Source organism: Pantoea sp. E956-1 (assembly GCF_982223955.1).
In genome coordinates this window covers 1-250 of the sequence record NZ_CEUYZP010000145.1, presented here as the reverse complement: position 1 = coordinate 250, position 250 = coordinate 1, and the positions used below count along the sequence as shown (strand labels likewise).

The 250-nt window shown below is 54.4% G+C and carries 1 tRNA gene and 1 rRNA gene; both read left to right on the top strand.

From position 1 onward, the window contains the following. Nucleotides 1–78: ribosomal RNA gene (locus tag AC0T7J_RS25690) — 16S ribosomal RNA — on the top strand; the annotation flags it as partial. An 89-nt stretch (nt 79–167) separates the two neighbouring features. After that, a tRNA-Glu gene (locus AC0T7J_RS25685) sits at nt 168–242 on the top strand. Nucleotides 243–250: the final 8 nt, after the last annotated feature.

Here is a 250-nt window from a genome sequence, read left to right as displayed (position 1 = left end):
ACCACTTTGTGATTCATGACTGGGGTGAAGTCGTAACAAGGTAACCGTAGGGGAACCTGCGGTTGGATCACCTCCTTACCTGAAGATACCTTCCCGCGCAGTGTCCACACAGATTGTCTGATAAAAAAGTAATGAGCAGGACGGCTGCGAAGTCGTGACACTATCGTGTCCCCTTCGTCTAGCGGTTAGGACTCCGCCCTTTCACGGCGGCAACAGGGGTTCGAATCCCCTAGGGGACGCCACCTGCTTG